This window comes from Microbacterium sp. che218 (genome assembly GCF_040436305.1).
Taxonomy (GTDB): Bacteria; Actinomycetota; Actinomycetes; order Actinomycetales; family Microbacteriaceae; genus Microbacterium; species Microbacterium algihabitans.
This window is the reverse complement of the sequence record NZ_AP031501.1, coordinates 2,524,997-2,544,794: the sequence shown is the minus strand read 5'-3', so window position 1 is coordinate 2,544,794 and position 19,798 is coordinate 2,524,997. Positions and strand designations below refer to the sequence as shown.

Sequence of the window (19,798 nt, the reverse complement as noted above, 5' to 3'; positions counted from 1 at the left end):
CTGACGGCCCGACCGTCCCGCGGACCCCGAGCCCGACACGCCGCCCCACGCCCCCTCCGGACCGGCGTGTCACCGTCGGCATCCGCACGACGGCACGATCCGGCAAGGTGGGCCGATCCACTCCCGACCCGACCGTCCCGCGGACCCCACGCCCGACACGCGGCCCCACGGCCCAACCCGACCGGCGTGTCACCGTCGGCATCCGCACGACGGCAGCCCAGCAGCGCCGCGACCGGTCGGGCGCGACCCGGGTCAGTACCGCCGCAACAACGCGGCGAGGGCCTGGCCGCCGCCGATGCACATCGTCACGACCGCGTACTCGAGGTCGCGGCGCTGCAGGTCGAGGGCGGCGCGCACGGTGAGGATCGCGCCCGTCGCCCCGACGGGGTGGCCGAGGGCGATCGCGCCGCCGTAGGGATTCACCTTCTCGGAGTCGAGACCGCCGTCGCGGATCACCGCGACCGCTTGCGCGGCGAAGGCCTCGTTGAGCTCGATCACGTCGACGTCGGCGGGGGTGAGCCCCGTCTGCTCCCACAGTCGCTGCAGGGCGATGACCGGCGCGTAGCCCATGATCTCGGGGTCGACACCCGCGGTGGTCACCGCCTCGAGGGTCGCAAGGCCCGTCAGCCCACGCTCGCGCACGTCGTCCTCGCGCATCAGCACGGTCGCCGCAGCCCCGTCGTTGATGCCCGAGGAGTTGCCGGCGGTGACCGACCCGTCCTTCTCGAACGCGGGCCGCAGACCGGCAAGCGCCTCCATGGTCGTCCCCGGCCGCGGGTGCTCGTCGACCGAGACCTCGACGGGCTTCCGGCCACCGACGGTCACGGGCACGATCTCGTCCGCGAAGGCCGCGCGCGCGGCATCCGTCGCCGCCCGGCGCTGGCTCTCGACGGCGAAGGCGTCCTGCTCCTCGCGCGAGACGGAGTATCGGGATGCCACGACCTCGGCCGTCGTTCCCATGTGCCGGCCGCTGAAGGGGTCGGTGAGGATCGCGAGCGTGCCGTCGAGCAGGGTCCGGTCGCCGAGGCGCGAGTTGCCGCGCGCGCCGTACTCGAGGAAGGGCGTGCGCGACATGCTCTCGTCGCCCCCGGCCACGGCCACGTCGATGCCGCCCCAACGCAGTTCCTGAGCCGCCGACCAGATGGCCTGCAGGCCCGAGCCGCAGAGGCGGTTCACCGTGAAAGCGGGCACGCGCGTGGGCAGTCCCGCGGCGAGCGCGACGCGACGCGCGTTGTAGGCGTCGGGGCCGTTCTGGGCGATGCAACCCATGATGACCTCGTCGACAGCGTCGGCCGACACGCCTCCGCGGCGGAGCGCCTCGGTCACCGCGACCGCACCGAGCTCGTACGCGTCGACCCCCGACAGGGCGCCGCCGAACGACCCGATGGGCGTGCGCGCTCCCGAGACGAGGACGATCTTCGGCGCCGACATCAGCCCGCGGCTTCCTCGGGGCGTTCCTGGGCCTCGAGGTCGTCGGCATCCGGAACGTAGCCCTCGATGTGCCGCTCGTCGGCGCCGACGTACTCCGACAGCGGGCGGATCAGCGCGTTCGAGGCCTGCTGCTCGCGGATGTGCGCGGTCCAGCCCGTCACGCGCGCCGCGACGAACAGCGGCGTGAAGGTGAGGGTGTCGAAGCCCATCAGGTCGTACGCGGGTCCCGAGGGGTAGTCGAGGTTCGGGTAGATGCCCTTGCGCTCGACGAACTGCGACTCGAGCGCGTCGTAGAGGGCGGCGACGTCGGGGCGGTCGTAGTGCGCGACCAGGGTGTCGAGCGCGGCCTTCATCGTGGGCACGCGCGAGTCGCCGCGCTTGTACACGCGGTGGCCGAAGCCCATGATCTTTCGCTTCTCGGCGAGAGCGGTGTCGAGCCACGGCCCGACGTTCTCGGCCGATCCGATCTCGGTGAACACGTGCAGCACAGCCTCGTTCGCACCGCCGTGCAGCGGGCCCTTGAGGGCGCCGATCGCGCCGACGACGGCGGAGTACAGGTCGCTGAGGGTCGACGCGATCACGCGCGCGGTGAAGGTCGACGCGTTGAAGGAGTGCTCGGCGTACAGGATCATCGAGCGGTTGAACGCGTCGACGACGACGTCGTCCGCTTCCTCGCCGAAGGTCATCCACAGGAAGTTGGCCGCGTAGTCCAGGTCGTCGCGGGGCTCCATGAGCTCCTCGCCTCGGCGGCGGCGCTGACCGTACGCGACCACGGCGGGCAGCTGCGCCCACAGGCGGATGCTGCGCTCGAGGTTCTCTTCGGGGGTGCCCACGGCATCCATCACGTTCGAGATCCCGGCCGTCTCGCGCGCGCCGATGACACTGACGGCGGTGCGCGCCTCGTCCATCGGGTGGGCGCTGGTCGGCAGCAGGTCGATCGCGGCGCGGACGTCGTCGCTCAGCGCCCGGTGCTCACGCTCGGTGCGGCGCAGGTCGGCGAGCTGCGCGGCATCCGGAAGCTCTCCGTTCCACAGCAGATACGCCACCGCCTCGAACGACTGCGTGGCCGCGAGCTCCTGCACGGGGTAGCCCCGGTACAGCAGGCTGTTCGTCTCGGGGTTCACCTTGCTGACGGCGGTCTCGTCGACCGTGACCCCGGCGAGGCCCTTCTTGATGTCGGTCATCGTCTCTCCCTTGAGTCGTGTGCGGTGTTCGTACGGGGGCTCATGTCCCGATTTCGGCTGTCTGAGCCTTGTCCAGACGACCATTTTCGGGACATGGTTTGCGCATTTCGGGACATGGCCACCTCACTGGCCACGCAGGGCCTCAGCGCTCGACGGTGAAGTCAAACACGTCGGCGTCGAAGCGGGTGTAGCCCTCGTAGTCGATGAGGTCGTAGAGGTCGGCGCGGTGCTGCATCTGTCCGAGCTGGTCGCGCAGGTGTCCCTCGGAGGCCAGGGCGTCGAGGCCCCGTCCGGCTTCGCCCATCGCGAGGCGCAGCAGCGAGACGGGCCAGATGACGAGGTTCACGCCGGCATCGCGCAGCTGCTGCGTCGAGAACAGCTCGCTCTTGCCGAACTCCGTCATGTTCGCGAGGATCGGCACATCAAGCGCCGAGCGCATCGCCTCGAACTCGCCGAGGTCGCGCATCGCCTCGGGGAAGATCGCGTCGGCGCCGGCGTCGACCAGGGCCTTCGCGCGGTCGATCGCGGCGTCCAACCCCTCGACGGCGCGCACGTCGGTGCGGGCCATGATGAGGAAGTCGGGGTCGCGCCGAGCGTCGACGGCCGCGCGGATGCGCTTGATCGCCGTGTCCGCATCCACCACGCTCTTGCCGTCGAGATGACCGCAGCGCTTGGGGTTGACCTGGTCTTCGATGTGGGTGCCGGCGAGTCCCGCGTCTTCGAGCGTCTGGATCGTGCGTGCGACGTTCATCGGCTCGCCGAACCCGGTGTCGGCGTCGATGATCGCCGGCAGCTCCGTCATGCGGGCGATCTGCTGTCCGCGCCCGGCGACCTCGGTGAGCGTCGTGAGTCCGATGTCGGGCAGGCCCAGGTCTGCCGAGATGACGGCACCCGAGATGTAGACGCCCTCGAAGCCCTTGCGCTCGATGAGCCGAGCCGACAGCGGGTTGAAGGCTCCCGGCATCCGCACGAGTTCTCCGGATGCCAACTTCTCGCGCAGCGCGCGACGCTTCTGCTGCGCGGTGGTCTGGGCGTAGAGCATCAGCGACCTCGCTTCATCGAGTGGATCTCGCGCACCGGCGGCTCGGGCTTCTCGGGGGCGCACCCGCCGCCGCGCATCAGAACAGCCCCTTCGGCGCGGGCGCGAGGGCCAGTACGCCCGGCTTCGCGACGATCGAGAGCTGCATGACCTCGGCGGGGGTCAGCTCGGGCAGGCGCTGCACGAGCTCGAGGTAGCGCTCGATCTCGTTGGGCTGCAGCACGGGCTCGGCGAGCAGGCGGAACTTGCGCACGTAGTCCTCGCGAGCGAACGGCCGCGCGCCGAGCGGATGAGCGTCGGCAACGGCGATCTCATCTTCGACGGTCGACCCGTCGGTCAGCGTGATGACGACGCGACCGCCGAAGGCCTTCTCCTGAGGGTCTTCGGAGTGGTAGCGGCGCGTCCACTCGGCGTCTTCGGCCGTGGTGACCTTGTGCCACAGCTCGACGGTGTCGGCACGGCCCGCGCGCTCGGGGGTGTACGAGTCGAGGTGGTGCCACGCGCCGTCCTGCAGGGCCACGGCGAAGATGTACGGGATCGAGTGGTCGAGCGTCTCGCGCGACGCGGTCGGGTCGTACTTCTGCGGGTCGTTCGCTCCCGAACCGATCACGTAGTGCGTGTGGTGGCTGGTGTGCAGCACGACGGATGCCACGTTGGCGGGGTCGCGCAGCTCCGGGCGCTCGGTGCCGAGGCGGCGGGCGAGGTCGATCCAGGCCTGCGCCTGATACTCGGCGGAGTGCTCCTTCGTGTACGAGTCGAGGATGCCGCGCTTGCTCTCGCCTTCGCCGGGCAGGGGCACGTCGTACGAGGCGTCGGGGCCGTCGAGCATCCAGGCGATCACACCGTCTTCACCTTCGTAGATCGGCGAGGGGCTCGTCTCGCCGCGCATCGCCCGGTCGACGGCCTCGATCGCCATCTTCCCGGCGAAGGCGGGGGCGTGCGCCTTCCACGTCGAGATCTCGCCCTTGCGCGACTGGCGCGTGGCGGTGGTGACGTGGAGGGCCTGGCCGATGGCCTGGTAGATCGTCTCCTGGTCGAGATCGAGCAGGGTGCCGATGCCGGCCGCGGCGGCGGGGCCGAGGTGGGCGACGTGGTCGATCTTGTGCTTGTGCAGCGAGATCGCGCGCACGAGGTCGATCTGGATCTCGTAGGCCGTGGCGAGCGCGCGCACGAGCGCGGCGCCGTCGCGTCCGGTGTGCTGGGCGACGGCCAGCACGGGCGGGATGTTGTCACCGGGGTGCGAGTAATCCGCGGCGAGGAAGGTGTCGTGGTAGTCGAGCTCGCGCACGGCCACGCCGTTGGCCCAGGCCGCCCACTCGGGGCTCGAGTGCCGTTCGAGGGCGCAGCCGAACACGGTCGAGCCCGCTCCGCCGATCGACACGGCGTGGTCGAGCGCCTGCTGGCGCGCGGCACTCACGGGCTGACGCGTGAGAGAGGCCGCGGCGACCGCGGCGTTGTCGATGAGGCGGTTGACGATCATCTCGGTCACGTCGTCGTCGACGGCGACGGGGTCGACGGCGACGCGGGCCAGGGCCCAGGCGAGCTGACCCTCGCGGGCGAGGTTCTCGTCGCTGCGGTGCACGCGCACGTGGTGGGTGATCGTCATGAGTGCTCCTCCGTGAGGGCTTCGAGGATGGTCGACACGGCGTTGTGCAGGTGCACGTGCGTGGCGTGGGCGGCCAGGTCGGGCTCGCCGGCGGCGATCGCTCGCGCGATCAGTTCATGCTCGCCCGCCGAGGCGGTGAGACGTTGGGGGTTGTCGCGGGCCATGCGGCGCACGCGCACGAGGTGGGTGCGGACGCTGCGCAGCGCGCCCGAGAGGTAGGCGTTGTCGACGGCGCTGTCGATGGCCGCGTCGAAGCGCGCGATGAGCGAGTAGTACGAGTCGGCGTCGACGGTGTCGACGTCGGCGAACTCGCGCGCGAGGGCGGCGAAGATGCGACGTTCGGCGCGCACCGCGGCCAGGCGGGCCGCCTCGGTCTCGAGGGCGCGACGCAACTCGAAGAGCGCGCGGATGTCGTCGACGTCGATGCCGGCGACCACCGTCACGCGTGGCGAGGTCTGCACGACGAGACCGTCGGATGCCAGGCGGCGTAGGGCCTCGCGCAGCGGCGTGCGGCTGACTCCGAGACGGGTCGCCTGCTCCACCTCGCCGAGCACCATTCCGGGGCTGAGGGTGCCCGATTGGATCTCGTCGAGGAGGGTCGCGTACGCGCGCTCGCCTGCTCGCATCATTGCCTCCGTCGTGTATACATTACGCGCGGTTCCGTCGACCCGCCACCCGCGGATGGGGTGGCAGCGTATACAGAAGCACCCCTTGAAGGGGGACTTCACCCGGCGTATCGTCCGCGACATGAGTACCGCGATCCGCACCGCGGGCCTGCGAAAGCGCTACGGCCGCACGGTGGCTCTGGACGACCTCGACCTCGAGGTCGCCCCCGGCGAGATCCACGGCTTCCTCGGCCCCAACGGAGCGGGCAAGTCGACGACGATCCGCATCCTGCTCGGCCTCGCGCGGGCCGATGACGGCACCGCCGAGGTGCTCGGGGCCGACCCCTGGCACGACGCCGCGTCGCTGCACGCGCGTCTCGCTTACGTGCCCGGCGACGTGACGCTGTGGCCCAACCTCGCGGGCGGAGAGACCATCGACCTGCTCGCACGGCTGCGCGGCTACGGCCGGTCGTCCGCCTACCGCCGCGAGCGCGACCGCCTGCTGGACGCCTTCGCCCTCGATCCCCGCACGAAGGGCCGCGCCTACTCGAAGGGCAACCGCCAGAAGGTCGCCCTCGTCGCCGCCTTCGCGTGCCCGGCCGATCTGCTGCTGCTCGACGAGCCCACGAGCGGCCTCGACCCTCTCATGGAGGTCGTCTTCCAGCAGGAACTCCGCCGCGTGCACGAGCATGGCACCACCGTGCTGCTGTCGAGCCACATCCTCTCCGAGGTCGAACAGCTGTGCGATCGTGTGAGCCTCGTGCGGGCGGGACGCGTCGCCGAGACCGGAACCCTCGACGACCTGCGTCAGCTCACGCGCACGCAGGTGTCGTTCACCGACACCGGGGCGGCCCTGCCGCCGCTGCCCGGAGCGCACGACGTCGAGCGCTCGAACGGACGCGTGCGCTTCACGGTCGACAGCGACGACGTGGCATCCGTGCTCCCCACTCTCGGCGCGGCGCGCGTCACGGGCCTGCGGGTCGAGCCGCCGTCGCTCGAAGAGCTCTTCCTGCGCCGCTACGGCGAGCGGGTCGACGCAGGCGTGGGCGAATGAACGTCATCGGGCCGCTGCTGCGCGCCCGTCTGCGCCGCGACGCCGTGCAGTTGACGCTGTGGATTGCCGGCACGCTGGCCCTCGCCGCCGCGGCCGTGGTGGGGGTGCGGGGGCAGTTCCCCACGGTCGAGGACCGCCAGGGCCTGCTCGCCGCCGCGATCGCCAATCCCGTCATCCTGCTCTTCCGGGGGCTCCCCTCGGGAAGTGACGAAGCCGCGTTCGCGACGTTCCTCATCGCGCCCTTCCTCATGCTGCTGGCCGCGCTGATGAGCACGTTCCTCGCCGTCCGGCACACCCGCGGCGACGAGGAGACGGGCCGAGCCGAGCTGATCGCGGCGACCCCGGCCGGGCGCCCCGCGGCCTTCATCGCGACGGTGGGGCACGGCATCCTGGCCGATGTCCTTCTCGGGGCGCTCGTCGCACTGGCCTTCCTCGGGTTCGGATACCCCGCGCGCGGCAGCCTCGTGCTGGGCCTGTCGGTCACGGCGACCGGACTCGTCTTCTTCGCCGTGGCGCTGGTCGCGGCGCAGGTGGTCCACACCTCGCGCGCCGCGAACGCCATCGGGGTGTGGGCGGTGCTGATCGGGCTGCTGGTCTGCGGTCTCGGCAACGCCCTCGGCACCCCGAGCGCCGATCTGCAGCGGATGCGGAGCGCTCCCCTGGCGTGGCTCTCGCCCTACGGCTGGGCCGAGAACGTGCGGGCGTTCGACGCCGACGACGCCCGGCCGTTGCTGCTGTCGCTCGCGCTGGCGGTGGTCTGCAGTGGCGTCGCGTTCTCGCTGCACCGTTCGCGCGACCTCGGTGCCTCGCTCCTGCCCGCGCCGCGCGGTGCGCCGTCGGCCGGACGCCTGCTCTCCGGACCCCTCGGACTCGCGTGGCGCGAGGGTCGCGGCGCCGTCGTCGGCTGGGTTGCGGGCGGTCTGATCGTCGGGCTGATGGCCACGCGCCTGTCGTCGGTCATCGCGCAGATCGGCGACACGATCCCCTCGGTCCAGGCCGTGCTGCAGGCCCTCGCCGCGCAGGGCTCGCTCGCCCAGGGCGCGGTGGAGGTCTTCTTCACCCTCGCCGGGATCCTCGCCGCCTGTGCGGGCGTGCAGATGATCGCGCGCCTGCGTCAAGACGAGGCGGCCGGCCTCGCCGAGCCCCTCCTGGCCGCCGCCGTGAGTCGCGCGCGCTGGCTCGGCGCCGGGCTCGTCCTCAGCGCCGCGGCGATCGTGGGCGTGCTCGGCGCGGCCGTCGTGGGCGCGGCCGTGGGCCTGGCCACGACCGACGGTGCCGACACCTCGCTGCTGCGCGACGCCGCCGTGAGCGCTGCGGGCCAAGCACTCGCGGCCGCGGCGATCGCCGTGATCGCGGCCCTCGCGTTCGTCTTCGTGCCGCGTCTCGCGGTGCTCATCGGATGGGCGGTCGTCGGCGTCGCCGCGATCGTCGGGCTCTTCGGCCCGCTCCTCGGGTTGCCGGATGCCGTGGTGCGGGCCTCCCCCCTGGCATCCGTCCCCGTGGTCAGCGGCGACACGGTCGATCCGCGCGGCGCCGTGGCCTGGGTGATCGTCGTGCTCGTGGCGGGCGGAGCGGCCGTGCTCGGCATCCGTCGCCGCGAAGTCGTCGCCGACCGGTGACGCGCCCGACCCTGGTGCGCGCGAGCCCCGCGCTGCCACACTGTGCGCATGCTCGTCACGACAATGAACGATGTCCCCGGCCGTCAGATCGTCGAAGTGTACGGAGAGGTCACCGGCCTCACCGTTCGCGCCCGCAATATCGGGGTGCAGTTCGGCGCCGGCCTCAAGTCGATCTTCGGCGGTGAGTTGCAGGGGCTGACCCAGCAGCTGCAGGAGAGCCGCGACGAGGCCAAGCAGCGTCTCGTCGAAGCGGCTCAGGCCGTCGGCGCCGACGCGGTGATCGCCATGCGCTTCGACACGAGCGAGGTGGCGCAGAACTTCCAGGAGGTCGTCGCCTACGGGACCGCGGTCAAACTGGGCTGAGCCCCTCCCGCGGCACCGCCGCGGTCAGACGCGGCCCCACGACTCCAGGGTGGTGGGGACGGATGCCAGTGTTGCCAGGGCTCCGTCGCGGTCGGCGCGGGCGAGGGTGAGGCCCGCGACGACGAGAGAGGCGCAGACCGCGGCCAGGGCGTCCACGGCATCCGGGGTCAGATCGGGGCGACGGTCGGCCACGGCGGCGCGGATGGCTCCGCGCATCTCGGCGGCGTAGGACGAGATCGTGGTGCGCACCTCGGCGTCGTCGGTGGCGAGCGACGACGACCCGGCGTTCAGCAGCAGGCAGCCGAGACGGGCGCGGGGGGTGTCGTGCTCGATGCCGTCGCGCATCTCGGCGATGTACGCCTCGAGTGCGCCGGGGTCTCCCCCACCCAGGGGGCGCAGGCGCGTGCGCACGACATCGTCGAGGTAGGCCGCGAGCACCGCGTCGAAGAGTCCGCGCTTGCTGCCGAAGGCGTTGTAGATGCTCGACCGGGTGAGCCCGGTCGCCTGCTCGAGCTCCGCGATGCCGGTCTCGGCATAGCCGCGGCGCCAGAACACGTCACGCGCGGCGTCGACGACGGCGGAGCGCTCGAAGCTCGGCATCCGGCCCATGTTCTCTCCCTCGCCCAGGTGGCTGAGCCTCCCACGGGTGGCTGAGCCTGTCGAAGCCACCGGACCCTTCGACGGGCTCAGGGTCCTCGCGGTTCCATTCTCGCTCTTCCGGGTCTATATTAGACCAGTCGTTACAAAATAACCACAGGAGGCATTCCATGCGCGCAGTCATCCACCACGAGTTCGGCGAACCCGCCGACGTCCTCGGCGTCGAAGAGGTCGAGACCCCGACCCCCGGCCCCGGCGAGGTGCGCCTGCGCGTGCTGCTGTCGCCCATCCACAACCACGACCTGTGGACCATCCGCGGCACCTACGGCTTCAAGCCCGAGCTGCCCGCCCGCGCCGGCACCGAAGCCGTCGGCGTCATCGAAGAGCTCGGCGAAGGCGTCGACAACCTGACCGTCGGCCAGCGCGTCGCCACCGGCGGCACCTTCGGCGTCTGGGCCGAGCAGGTCGTCGCCACGGCCGCGGGCCTCATCCCCGTCACCGAGGGCCTGTCCGACGAGGTCGCCTCGCAGCTCGTCTCGATGCCCTTCAGCGCCATCAGTCTGCTGCACTCGCTCGACCTGAAGGCCGGCGACTGGATCGTGCAGAACACGGCCAACGGCGCGGTCGGCCGCATGGTCGCGCAGATCGCCAAGGCGCGCGGCGTCAACGTCATCGGCCTCGTGCGCCGCGAAAGCGCGGTCGCCGAGCTCGCCGAGCAGGGCATCGACAACGTCGTGTCGACCGACGCCGACGACTGGCGCGACAAGGCCCTCGCCCTCGCCGACGGTGCGCGCATCGTCGCGGGCGTCGACTCGGTCGGCGGACCCGCCGCCGGTCAGGTGCTGTCGCTCCTGAGCGAGAACGGCACGCTCGTGATCTTCGGGTCGATGGGCGCCGGCAAGCTCGAGCTGGGCGCCGGAGACATCATCTTCCGCCAGGCCACGGTGAAGGGCTTCTGGGGCAGCGTCGTCAGCAAGACGATGGATGCCGAGACCCGCGGCGCCCTGTTCGGCGAGCTGTCGCGCTACCTCGCCGACGGCACGCTGACCCTGCCCGTCGCCGCGACCTTCAGCCTCGAGGACGCCCGCGAGGCCGCCCGTGCGAGCGACTCGCCCCGCGTCGGCAAGGTGCTGCTGCGCCCGTAAGGCTGGTCGCGCCGCGCGCCTCGCGCCTCGCGGCGCCGGGGGCTTCGCCCCCACCCCTGAGTGTCCAGAACACCCGGACCGTTTCTCGGAACGTCCGGGTGTTCTGGACACTCGTGCGTTGAGGGGGGTGTCACGCGCGGGCGCGCGCCACGGCAGCGCCCCGGGTTCGGGCGCGAAACCCCGTTGAGTGTCCACGACACGCCGCCCCGCGAGACGGGATGCGGCGTGTTCTGGACACTTAACGCGCATCGGCGCTCTCACCGCGGCGGTCCCCCGCGGGCGCGAAACCCCGTTCAGTGTCCGAAACACGCCGCTCGGTGAGCGCGAGTGCGGCGTGTTCTGGACGCTCGACAGGTCGCGCGGGCGACTGCGGATCACGCCCCGGGCAGCTCCGCCAGCGCTGCTTCGAGCGCGTCGATCGCGGGGCGCTGGCCCTTCACGAGCGCTTCGCGCGCGGCATCCGGAGCCATCCATTCGGCGCGGTCGACCTCGGGGAACGACGCCGTCCGTCCCGACCGAGGCGGCCAGGCCATCTCGAACTCGCCGAAGGTGAAGTCGTCTCCGGATGCCGTGAACCCGGCGCCGTCGCCCACGAAGACGACCACCTTCTTGCCGCTCGAGTACGCGAAGGTGCCGAGCTCGGCCCACTCGACCTCGGGCGGCTCGACGCCGAGCTCCTCGCGGAACTCGCGGCGCGCGGCATCCAGCGCCCCTTCGGACTCGGGATCGAACTCGCCCTTCGGGATCGACCAGGCGCCGGCGTCCTTCGCGGCCCAGAACGGCCCGCCCATGTGCGCGATGAACACCTGCGGCGCCGGCGTCAGCCGGTACAGCAGCAGTCCCGCACTCCAGACGACCATCAGGTGACGGTGGCCGGCACCCGGTTCGCCTCGTCGGCGATGATGTCGGCGCGCTTGCGGAACGTGCGGGCCGAGACGCGGTCGAGGGCGATCTGGCCGCGCATCTTCTCGGCCTTCTCGTACAGCGAGGGGCCGCCGAATCCGGTGAGCACCTTCACGAGCACGGGCAGCAGCTCGATCATGAAGAACAGCGCGGCGATCAGGTAGTGCGCCCAGCGCAGCACCGGCTCGCGGTCCGACAGGCGTTCGAGGGCCGTGATCTGGCTCAGCAGACCGACCGCACCGGCGTTTCCGTCGGCGATCGACGAGGCGCGCTGGTTGTACGCGGCGAGCGCGGATTCGTACTGCGCGCGGGCTGCGGGCAGCTGGTCTTCGGCCTGCTGCTTGTTCGCGTCGGCCGACGAGGCGGCGGCCTCGGCACCGGCGGAGTTCGCCGTGGCGAGGGTCGCCTGCGCCTGCGAGAGCTGCGTCGACAGCGCGTCGTACGCCGACTGCGCCTGCTGCAGCTGGGCCTGCGCGGCGTCGGAACTCGCGCCATTGCCCGCGACACCCGTGCAGCCGGGGACGGTGCCGGCACCCTGGCCGGTCAGCTCGCACTGGTAGACCGCGCGGGCCTGGTCGATCACGGTCTGCTGAGCGGCCAGCTGCTGCGTGAGCTGATCGACGCTCTGCTGAGCCGCGGCGGATTCGGCCGAGGTCGACGAGGTGCCGGTGACGATGCCGGTCGCGGCCTGGTTCTCGAGGGCCGAGACCTGCGCGCTGGCGGCGTCGAGCGCCTGCTTCTCGGGGCCGTTCGTCACGGCGTCCTGGTCGCCCAGCGCCTGGGTGATGTTGGTCGCATTGACCTCGCGCGCGATATCGTTCTGGAACACCTGCAGCACGAGAGGCTCGGCCACGACGATGCCGATGAGCGCGGCCATGATCACGCGGGGCATGGCGAGCCCGAGCAGGCGGAAGACGTTCTTGGTCGAGCGCATCGTCGAGGTCAGGAAGCGGTCGAGGTTGAAGATGATGAGGCCCCAGATGAGGGCGAGGGGGATTGCGAGCAGGATGCTGACGCGCACCCCGGTCAGCAGCGCGAACATCATCGACAGGGCCGACACCAGCGCGGTTCCGGCGAGCACGAGGAACATCTGCACGAAGCGCGGCACCTCTTCGGGCACCTCGTCGAGCACGTCGTTGTCGGCGCCGCCGAGCACGGCCATGCGGCGGATGAGCGACAGGCGCGGACGACGCGGGTCGTGTCGACGCAGGCGCGGCTGGCGCGGCTCGGAGGGCAGGGGGGCGGATGCCACGGGCTCGGGCTCGGGCGCCTCGTCGGGGATCACTGCGGTCTCGTCGTCGGCGCGGGCACGCTCGGCGCGGTCGATCACGACCGTGTCGTGGTCGTCGGTGGGCTCGGCGTCGGTCGAGTCGGTGTCGCGCGGGTCGGCGTCGCGCGAGTCGTAGACGAACGGGTCGAGCGGTTCGTCGTCGGCGGGCGGCGCGCCCCACGGCTCGGAGGTGTGCTCCTGAGCCTCGGCGGGGCGCTTGGCCGCGTTCTGCGCGGCGAGGATGTCGTCGAGATACTGCTCGCGTTCCTCGTCCGTCGTGAACTCGATGCGGCCATCGGAGCCGAAGCGGCCCGGCCGGTGAGCGGAAAAGGACATTCGCACAGGGTACGACGCCCACCCTGCTCTCTCCTGAGCGCGGCCTGAGGCGCAGCCGAGCGCCCGTTTTCGCGTCGCAACGCGGCGAAGCGCACCCCGCAGCCCGGCGGAGCGGACCCCGCAGCGCGGCGAAGCGCACCCCGCAGCCCGGCCCAGCGCACCCCGCAGCCCGGCGGAGCGAGGCCGCAGCCCCGCCCCACCGGTCACGCGACCATCAGGCCACGCGCTGCTTCGGCGACACGTCGTAGGTGTTCTCGGGGTCGGAGTAGACCGCGTCGCCGAGGGCCGAGTCGATCGCGGCGAGGGTGTCGGCATCCAGAGTGACTCCCGATGCCTTCACGGTGTCGGCGAGCTGCTCCGGACGTGAGGCGCCGACCAGGGCGGCGGCGATGTTGGGGTTCTGCAGCACCCACGCGATCGCGAGCTGGGGCATCGAGAGCCCGGCCTCGTCGGCGATGGGCTTGAGACGCTGCACGGCCTCGAGGGTGTCGTCGTTGAGGAAGCGCTTGATGAACGTGGCGCCGCTCTTCTCGTCGGTGGCGCGCGAGCCCTCGGGCACGGGCTGACCCGGCAGGTACTTGCCGCTCAGCACGCCCTGGGCCATCGGCGACCAGACGATCTGCGAGATGCCGAGCTCTTCGCTGGTGGGCACGACCTTGCCCTCGATCACGCGCCACAGCATGGAGTACTGCGGCTGGTTCGAGATGAGCTGGATGCCGAGCTGCTTCGCGAGCGCGTGCCCGTCGCGCAGCTGCTCGGCGGTCCACTCCGAGACGCCGATGTAGAGCGCCTTGCCCTGGCGCACGATGTCGGCGAAGGCCTGGAACGTCTCTTCGAGCGGGGTCTCGTAGTCGAAACGGTGCGCCTGGTAGAGGTCGACGTAGTCGGTGCCGAGGCGCTTCAGCGACCCGTTGATGGAGTCCATGATGTGCTTGCGGCTGAGGCCGGTGTCGTTCGGCCCCTTGGGACCGGTGGGGAAGTAGACCTTCGTGAAGATCTCGAGCGACTCGCGGCGCTGCCCCTCGAGGGCCTTGCCGAGCACGGTCTCCGCCGCGGTGTTGGCGTAGGTGTCGGCGGTGTCGAACGTCGTGATGCCCGCGTCGAGCGCGGCGTGCACCGTGGCGATCGCCGCGTCGTCACCGACCTGCGAGCCGTGCGTCACCCAGTTGCCGAGGGTGATCTCCGAGATCTTGAATCCACTGTTGCCGAGATAGCGATAAGCGACCATTCCTCCACGCTAGACCCGGCCACCGACACCGGGGCCGCGGCATCCGGATATCGGCGTGAGGGGTCGGAAGGTGTCGCCGCGAAGCGTCGGAAGCGACCGATTCCGACCTCTCACGAGGGCGACCGCAGGATGCCGAGCTCCATCGCCCGCGTGACGGCGCGCGTGCGATCCGCCACGTCGAGTTTCGCGAAGGCCTTGAGCAGATGCGTCTTGACCGTCGCCTCTCCGAGGTGAAGACGGACGCCGATTTCGCGGTTGCTCAGCCCCTCCGCGACGTGCGAGAGCACCTCGACCTCGCGAGGGGTCAGCGTCGGCACCTTTTGCGCCCGCCCCGCCTGCCCCACCAGCACCCGGGCGACGCTCGGCGCGAGAGCCACCTCGCCGGCTGCGACCGCGCGGATGCCCGCGATCAGCTCCGCTTCGGGGGCGGCCTTCAACAGGTACCCGCTCGCCCCCGCGGCGATCGCTCGCATGATGACGTCGTCGCTCTCGTAGGTCGTCAAGACGATGACACGTGTCGCGGGCACGCTCTCGCGCAGCATCGCAGTCGCCTCGTCGCCGTCGCGGCGCGGCATCCGCATGTCCATCAGCACCACATCGGGACGTTCCTTCTCGACGAGGTCCACGACCTCCACCCCGTCGGAGGCCGCTCCGACCACGTCGATCCCGTCTGCGGCGTCCAACAAGCCGACGAGCCCCGCGCGCACGATGGGGTGATCGTCCGCGACGACGACGCGGATCACGAGCGTCCCGCCCTGACAGGGACTCCGGCGCGCACCGTCGCAGCCCCGGGGGTGCCGTCGACCTCGAGCGACCCGCCGAGGGCGCCCAGGCGTGCACGCAGCCCCTCGATGCCGTAGCCGTGCGCGCTGGCGGTGGCGTCGAAACCGACGCCGTCGTCGCGCACGGTGAGCTCCACGACGCCGTGCCGCTCGGCGAGACCCACCTCGACGCGACGGGCGCCGGAGTGCCGTCTCGCGTTCGACAGGCCCTCCTGCGCGCACCGCAGGAGCGCCACCTCGGCCTCGCGATCGAGCGGCGGTACGGCCGAGGTCACGAGCTCGACGTCGAGACCCGTTTCGCGGACGGCCCGCGCGACCACCGTGCGCAATGCTTCGGTCAGTCCGCCGGCCCCGACCGAGGCGGGGGCTCCCCCGGCGACCAGCTCTCGAGTCTCGGCGAGCGCTGCCCGTGCGGCCTCCTCGACGAGCTCGAGGGTCGACGGCGACAGAGCTCCCTCGACCAGCTCGCGCCGGGCGCGCTGTGCGAGCATGACCGTCCCCGCGAGGCTCTGCGCGATCGTGTCGTGCATCTCGGCGGTGAGGCGCTCGCGCTCGGCCACCGCGCCGGCGTCGTGATGCAGAGAGGCGAGTTCGCTCTGCGCTGCCGTCAACTCGGCGACGAGAACGTCGCGTTCGGAGCCGTACCGCGAGATTCCGCTGATCCAGAGCCCCAGCACGACGGCGGAGACGAACGACGCGCCCTGTACGAAGGCCATGACCGCCCACGATCCGCCACCGGTCCAGGGCAGCAGCGCGGCGAAGATCGACGCGGCCGAGACGAAGCATGCGCTCACCGCGATGCGGGTCGACGCGGCCAGCGTCCACAGCAGCGGGAAGACCCAGAACTGCAGCATCGCGAGCCACGGCACGAGAAAGGTCAGCAACGCGACCACGACCACCGTGACCACCATGGTGACCACGTCGAGCGCACCCATCGTCCCCGCCTCGCGCCGCAGCAGACGGGGCAGCACGAGCAGGATGAACACGGTGTAAGCCCCGAGAAGCGTCAGCGCCGCGACGGCCGAGGCCCACGGGATGCCGGCGACGACCGCGGATGCCACGGCGATGCCCGCACCCAGGATTCCCGCCGCGAGGAATGCGACGATCCACCCCCGCGTCGTGGGGAGTCCGACATCCGCCCCATCCGAGGCGGCGACCGGGGTGGCGGTGGTGTGCGACATCACGCGTCCTTCCGAATCCACCGGAACGTCAGCCGCACGACCGCGAGCCCGAGCACCAGCCACAGCCCCGTCACCAGCAGGATCAGCGGGTGGTCCCACGAGCCCGACGGCTCGCCCGCCGCGAAGCCCTCGGGCAGGAACACCGAGCGGAAGCCCTGCGCGAGCCACTTCAGCGGGAAGACGCTCGCGACGTTCTGCAGCCACTCGGGGAGGGCGGCGAAGTTGATGTAGACGCCCGAGATGAACTGCAGCAGCAGCACGATCGGAATGACGACGCCCGTGGCGCTGCGACCGGTGCGGGGCAGCGCCGAGAGGCCGATGCCCAGGATCGCGCAGGTGGTGACGCCCAGCAGGAACACCCACGCGAAGGTCAGCCAGCGCTCCGGGTCGGTCGGCAGCGGAACGCCGAAGAACACCGCGGCCACCACGATCAGCAGCGCCGACTGCAGGAAGCCGGTCACCAGCACCTGCCCGAGCTTGCCGATGAAGTACGACACCGGGCTGAGCGGGGTTCCGCCGAGGCGCTTGAGGGTGCCGTCGCTGCGCTCCATCGCGATGTCGATCGACATGTTCTGCAGGCCCGACAGCAGCACGCCCGCGGCGAGCATCGCGGGGAGGTAGAACTGCGCGGCATCCACTTCGTCTCCGGGCGGACCGAACGTCTGCGCGTCGAAGGCGACGGCGAAGATCAGCAGGATCATCACGGGGAACAGGAAGGTGAAGAACACCGAGTCGCCCTGACGGAAGTACGAGCGCACCTCGAAGGCGATGCGCGCGGCGCCCAGCCGCAGCACGCGGCTCACGCGAGGCCTCCCGCCGCGGTCGTGCGGCGCGCTTCGTCGCCAAGGAACGAGAGGTAGACGTCTTCGAGGCTCGGGCGCACGACCTCGAGCCGCTCGGGTTCGCCGAGGCGGGCGTAGAGCTGGGCGACCACCGCTCCCGGGTCCTGCGTGCGCTGCTCGCGGGTCTCGCCGCCCTCGCGCCACCGCACGAGCGGCACGCGCGCGTCGGGTCCCCCAAGTTCGTCGATACGACCGACGGATGCCATCTGCCCGCCCACGATGATCGCCGCGCGTTCCGCGAGTTCGGCCGCCTCGTCGAGGTAGTGGGTGGTCAGCAGGATCGTCGTGCCCTCGCGCTGCAGGTCGCGGATGAGGTCCCAGAACTGGCGCCTGACCTCGGGGTCGAAGCCGGTCGTGGGCTCGTCGAGGAACAGCAGTTCGGGCCGGCCGACGATGCCGAGGGCGACGTCGACGCGACGCCGCTGCCCGCCCGAGAGCTTGCGCACCGAGACCTTGGCCTTCTCGGTCAGTCCGACCGACGCGATGACCTCATCGACGTCGCGCGGCCGCGGGTAGAACGAGGCGAAGTGCGCGAGCAGCTCGCGCACGCTCGCGGTCGGCGCTTCGCCGGTGTTCTGCAGCACGATGCCGAGTCGCGCCTTCCAGTCGAGGCCGCCGCGGTGCGGGTCGACACCGAGTACCCGCACGTCTCCGCTCGTGCGATCGCGATAGCCCTCGAGGATCTCGATGACCGTGCTCTTGCCCGCACCGTTGGGTCCGAGCAGCGCGAACGTCTCGCCCCGGCGGATGTCGAACGACACCCCGCGCAGCGCCTCGAGACCGCCCTTGTAGGTCTTGCGGAGGTTCTCGACCTCGACGACGTTCTCGCTCATGCCCTCAGTCTGACGGGGCGGGACCGCCACGGGAACGACGAGCCGGTGGAGTCGGCATCCACCGATCGGTGGGCGCGCAGAGACTCCTCAGCCGACCGGCGTGACCGCCGCGGCCGCCTCGTCTTCTTCGGTCGCCACCAGCTGGCCGCACGCCCCGTCGATCTCTTTGCCGCGGGTATCGCGGAGGGTCGTCGGGATGCCGGCGTCGTTGAGGCGTCGCACGAACTCGTTCTGCACGGGCACCTCGGATGCCGTCCAGATCGAGCCGGGCGTCGGGTTCAGCGGGATCGGGTTGACGTGCACCCAGCCGCGACCGCGGGCGTTCAGCTTCTCGGCCAGCAGGTCGGCGCGCCAGGCGTGGTCGTTCATGTCCTTGATCAGGGCGTATTCGATCGAGACGCGGCGCCCGGTCTTGTCGAAGTAGGCGCGCGCGGCATCGAGGGCCTCGTCGACCTTCCAGCGGGAGTTCACCGGGATGAGCTCGTCGCGCAGGTGGTCGTCGGGGGCGTGCAGCGAGAGGGCGAACGTCACCGGGATGTCCTCGTCGGCGAGCTTCTTGATCGCGGGGACGAGGCCGACGGTCGACACGGTGATGCCGCGGGCGCTCATGCCCAGGCCGTGCTCCTTGTCGACCATCACGCGCACCGCCTGCATCACGCGCGCGTAGTTGGCGAGCGGTTCACCCATGCCCATGAACACGATGTTCGAGACCCGGTCGAGCGAGTGGTCGTCGCGCTTCTTGCCACCCAGGCCGCCGGCGGCGATGAGGGCGTTGGCGCGCACGATCTGCTCGATGATCTCGGCCGCCGACATGTTACGGGTCAGCCCCGCCTGGCCGGTGGCGCAGAACGGGCAGTTCATGCCGCAGCCGGCCTGGCTCGACACGCACAGCGTGATGCGGCCGGGATAGCGCATGAGCACCGACTCCACGAGGGCGCCGTCGTGCAGCTTCCACAAGAACTTGATCGTGTCGCCGCGATCGGTCTCGAGCCGTCGCACCTCGGTGAGCAGCGGCGGCAGCATCCCCGCGACGAGTACTTCGCGACCGGATGCCGGGAGGTCGGTCATGTCGGCGGCATCCGACGTGTAGTGCGTGAAGTAGTGCTTCTCGAGCTGCTTCGCGCGGAAGCCCGGGAGGCCGAGCTCCTTCAGCTTGGCGACGCGCTCATCGTGCGTGAGGTCGGCGAGGTGCACGGGCGGCTTGCCGCGCTTGGGGCTGGCGAACTGCAGCAGCGGGCGACCGGTCTCGTCTTTGGCCTGCTGCCAGCCTTCGGTCTTGGGGCGCACCTGGCGGATGCCGGTGTCGGCCGGGGCACCCGCGGGGCGCACCTGCCGAGGCGTCGTGGTGCGCACGGGGGGCTGTTCGGTCATGGTTTCCAGGGTACCGGGCGCATCTGCGCCGCGGCTGGGCGCGTGTTCCGCTCTCGGGGGGCACGTGAGGGGCCGGGATGCCGGGCGGCGTGGGGTACACCCGGTCCGGCCCCTCACGCGATCGGGTCAGGCGGCGTCGAGGTCCTGCTCGAGCAGCGCCTGGAGTTCGTCGGCGACCCGGTCGGCTTCGGGACCCTCGACCTCGAGGGCCACCTCATCGCCCGTCTTCACACCGAGCTGCAGCAGCGCGAGGATGCTGCGGGCGTCGACGGAGGCGTCGCCGGCGGCGAGGGTGACGGTGTGCTTCGACGCCGCGGCCGCGCGGGCGAGGGTCGCAGCGGGGCGGGAGTGCAGACCGGAGGACGAGCCGAAGACGGCGGTGCGCTGTGCCATGGGAGACCTTTCAGGG

The 19,798-nt window shown here is 71.3% G+C and carries 19 protein-coding genes; 4 read left to right on the top strand and 15 right to left on the bottom strand.

Annotation, left to right across the window (positions count from 1 at the left end):
• Nucleotides 1-252 precede the first annotated feature (252 nt).
• From ABXS86_RS12050 to ABXS86_RS12030, 5 genes are all read right to left on the bottom strand, one after another.
• Entirely contained in the window at nt 253-1,431 is a 1,179-nt protein-coding gene (locus ABXS86_RS12050) for a thiolase family protein (RefSeq protein WP_353664610.1), read from the bottom strand.
• Nucleotides 1,431-2,615, bottom strand: coding sequence for a bifunctional 2-methylcitrate synthase/citrate synthase (locus ABXS86_RS12045; protein WP_353664609.1), 1,185 nt, complete (start codon nt 2,613-2,615; stop codon nt 1,431-1,433). The genes ABXS86_RS12050 and ABXS86_RS12045 overlap by 1 nt, the downstream gene beginning before the upstream one ends.
• Nucleotides 2,616-2,757: 142 nt before the next feature.
• On the bottom strand, nt 2,758-3,657 hold the full coding sequence (gene prpB / locus ABXS86_RS12040; protein ID WP_144784208.1) for a methylisocitrate lyase: 900 nt from the start codon (nt 3,655-3,657) through the stop codon (nt 2,758-2,760).
• Between the two features lie 76 nt (nt 3,658-3,733).
• Nucleotides 3,734-5,260 carry an MmgE/PrpD family protein gene (locus ABXS86_RS12035; protein ID WP_353664608.1) on the bottom strand — a complete coding sequence of 509 codons (1,527 nt, stop codon included), beginning with the start codon at nt 5,258-5,260 and terminating at the stop codon, nt 3,734-3,736.
• Complete coding sequence (locus tag ABXS86_RS12030; RefSeq protein ID WP_353664607.1) at nt 5,257-5,886, bottom strand: GntR family transcriptional regulator; 630 nt, start codon at nt 5,884-5,886, stop codon at nt 5,257-5,259. The genes ABXS86_RS12035 and ABXS86_RS12030 overlap by 4 nt, the downstream gene beginning before the upstream one ends.
• 121 nt (nt 5,887-6,007) lie before the next feature.
• Here ABXS86_RS12030 and ABXS86_RS12025 point away from each other — a divergent pair, with 121 nt between their 5' ends.
• The 3 genes from ABXS86_RS12025 to ABXS86_RS12015 are packed head-to-tail and all read left to right on the top strand — an operon-like array spanning nt 6,008 to nt 8,901.
• On the top strand, nt 6,008-6,919 hold the full coding sequence (locus ABXS86_RS12025; protein WP_353664606.1) for an ABC transporter ATP-binding protein: 912 nt from the start codon (nt 6,008-6,010) through the stop codon (nt 6,917-6,919).
• Nucleotides 6,916-8,538, top strand: coding sequence for a polyketide antibiotic transporter (locus ABXS86_RS12020; RefSeq protein ID WP_307206903.1), 1,623 nt, complete (start codon nt 6,916-6,918; stop codon nt 8,536-8,538). Before ABXS86_RS12025 ends, ABXS86_RS12020 begins: the two co-directional genes overlap by 4 nt.
• Before the next feature lie 48 nt (nt 8,539-8,586).
• Nucleotides 8,587-8,901 carry a YbjQ family protein gene (locus tag ABXS86_RS12015; protein ID WP_056224521.1) on the top strand — a complete coding sequence of 105 codons (315 nt, stop codon included), beginning with the start codon at nt 8,587-8,589 and terminating at the stop codon, nt 8,899-8,901.
• A 24-nt stretch (nt 8,902-8,925) separates the two neighbouring features.
• Here ABXS86_RS12015 and ABXS86_RS12010 read toward each other — a convergent pair whose 3' ends face one another.
• Nucleotides 8,926-9,501, bottom strand: a complete 576-nt coding sequence (locus ABXS86_RS12010) for a TetR/AcrR family transcriptional regulator (protein WP_307206910.1) — start codon at nt 9,499-9,501, stop codon at nt 8,926-8,928.
• Between the two features lie 167 nt (nt 9,502-9,668).
• Here ABXS86_RS12010 and ABXS86_RS12005 point away from each other — a divergent pair, with 167 nt between their 5' ends.
• Nucleotides 9,669-10,643 (top strand): zinc-binding dehydrogenase, encoded by a 975-nt coding sequence (locus ABXS86_RS12005; protein WP_307206913.1) that lies wholly within the window; start codon nt 9,669-9,671, stop codon nt 10,641-10,643.
• Nucleotides 10,644-11,017: 374 nt separating this feature from the next.
• Here ABXS86_RS12005 and ABXS86_RS12000 read toward each other — a convergent pair whose 3' ends face one another.
• The 9 genes from ABXS86_RS12000 to ABXS86_RS11960 all read right to left on the bottom strand — a co-directional run bounded on the left by ABXS86_RS12000 (nt 11,018) and on the right by ABXS86_RS11960 (nt 19,782).
• The gene (locus tag ABXS86_RS12000) at nt 11,018-11,503 is read right to left on the bottom strand and encodes an NUDIX domain-containing protein (RefSeq protein ID WP_353664605.1); all 486 of its coding nucleotides are present in this window, start codon (nt 11,501-11,503) and stop codon (nt 11,018-11,020) included.
• Nucleotides 11,503-13,152, bottom strand: coding sequence for a DUF4407 domain-containing protein (locus ABXS86_RS11995; protein ID WP_353664604.1), 1,650 nt, complete (start codon nt 13,150-13,152; stop codon nt 11,503-11,505). Before ABXS86_RS11995 ends, ABXS86_RS12000 begins: the two co-directional genes overlap by 1 nt.
• Nucleotides 13,153-13,366: 214 nt before the next feature.
• Complete coding sequence (locus tag ABXS86_RS11990; RefSeq protein ID WP_353664603.1) at nt 13,367-14,380, bottom strand: aldo/keto reductase family protein; 1,014 nt, start codon at nt 14,378-14,380, stop codon at nt 13,367-13,369.
• A gap of 110 nt (nt 14,381-14,490) precedes the next feature.
• Nucleotides 14,491-15,123, bottom strand: coding sequence for a response regulator transcription factor (locus ABXS86_RS11985; RefSeq protein ID WP_353664602.1), 633 nt, complete (start codon nt 15,121-15,123; stop codon nt 14,491-14,493).
• On the bottom strand, nt 15,120-16,343 hold the full coding sequence (locus tag ABXS86_RS11980) for a sensor histidine kinase (RefSeq protein WP_353664601.1): 1,224 nt from the start codon (nt 16,341-16,343) through the stop codon (nt 15,120-15,122). The genes ABXS86_RS11985 and ABXS86_RS11980 overlap by 4 nt, the downstream gene beginning before the upstream one ends.
• Nucleotides 16,343-17,146: an ABC transporter permease gene (locus ABXS86_RS11975; RefSeq protein ID WP_353664600.1), complete on the bottom strand. Its 804-nt coding sequence runs from the start codon at nt 17,144-17,146 to the stop codon at nt 16,343-16,345. Before ABXS86_RS11975 ends, ABXS86_RS11980 begins: the two co-directional genes overlap by 1 nt.
• A complete protein-coding gene (locus ABXS86_RS11970) occupies nt 17,143-18,018 on the bottom strand; it encodes an ABC transporter ATP-binding protein (protein WP_353664599.1) in 876 nt (291 codons plus the stop codon). Before ABXS86_RS11970 ends, ABXS86_RS11975 begins: the two co-directional genes overlap by 4 nt.
• A gap of 87 nt (nt 18,019-18,105) precedes the next feature.
• Entirely contained in the window at nt 18,106-19,389 is a 1,284-nt protein-coding gene (gene rlmN / locus ABXS86_RS11965; protein WP_353664598.1) for a 23S rRNA (adenine(2503)-C(2))-methyltransferase RlmN, read from the bottom strand.
• Between the two features lie 126 nt (nt 19,390-19,515).
• On the bottom strand, nt 19,516-19,782 hold the full coding sequence (locus ABXS86_RS11960; protein WP_353664597.1) for an HPr family phosphocarrier protein: 267 nt from the start codon (nt 19,780-19,782) through the stop codon (nt 19,516-19,518).
• Nucleotides 19,783-19,798: the final 16 nt, after the last annotated feature.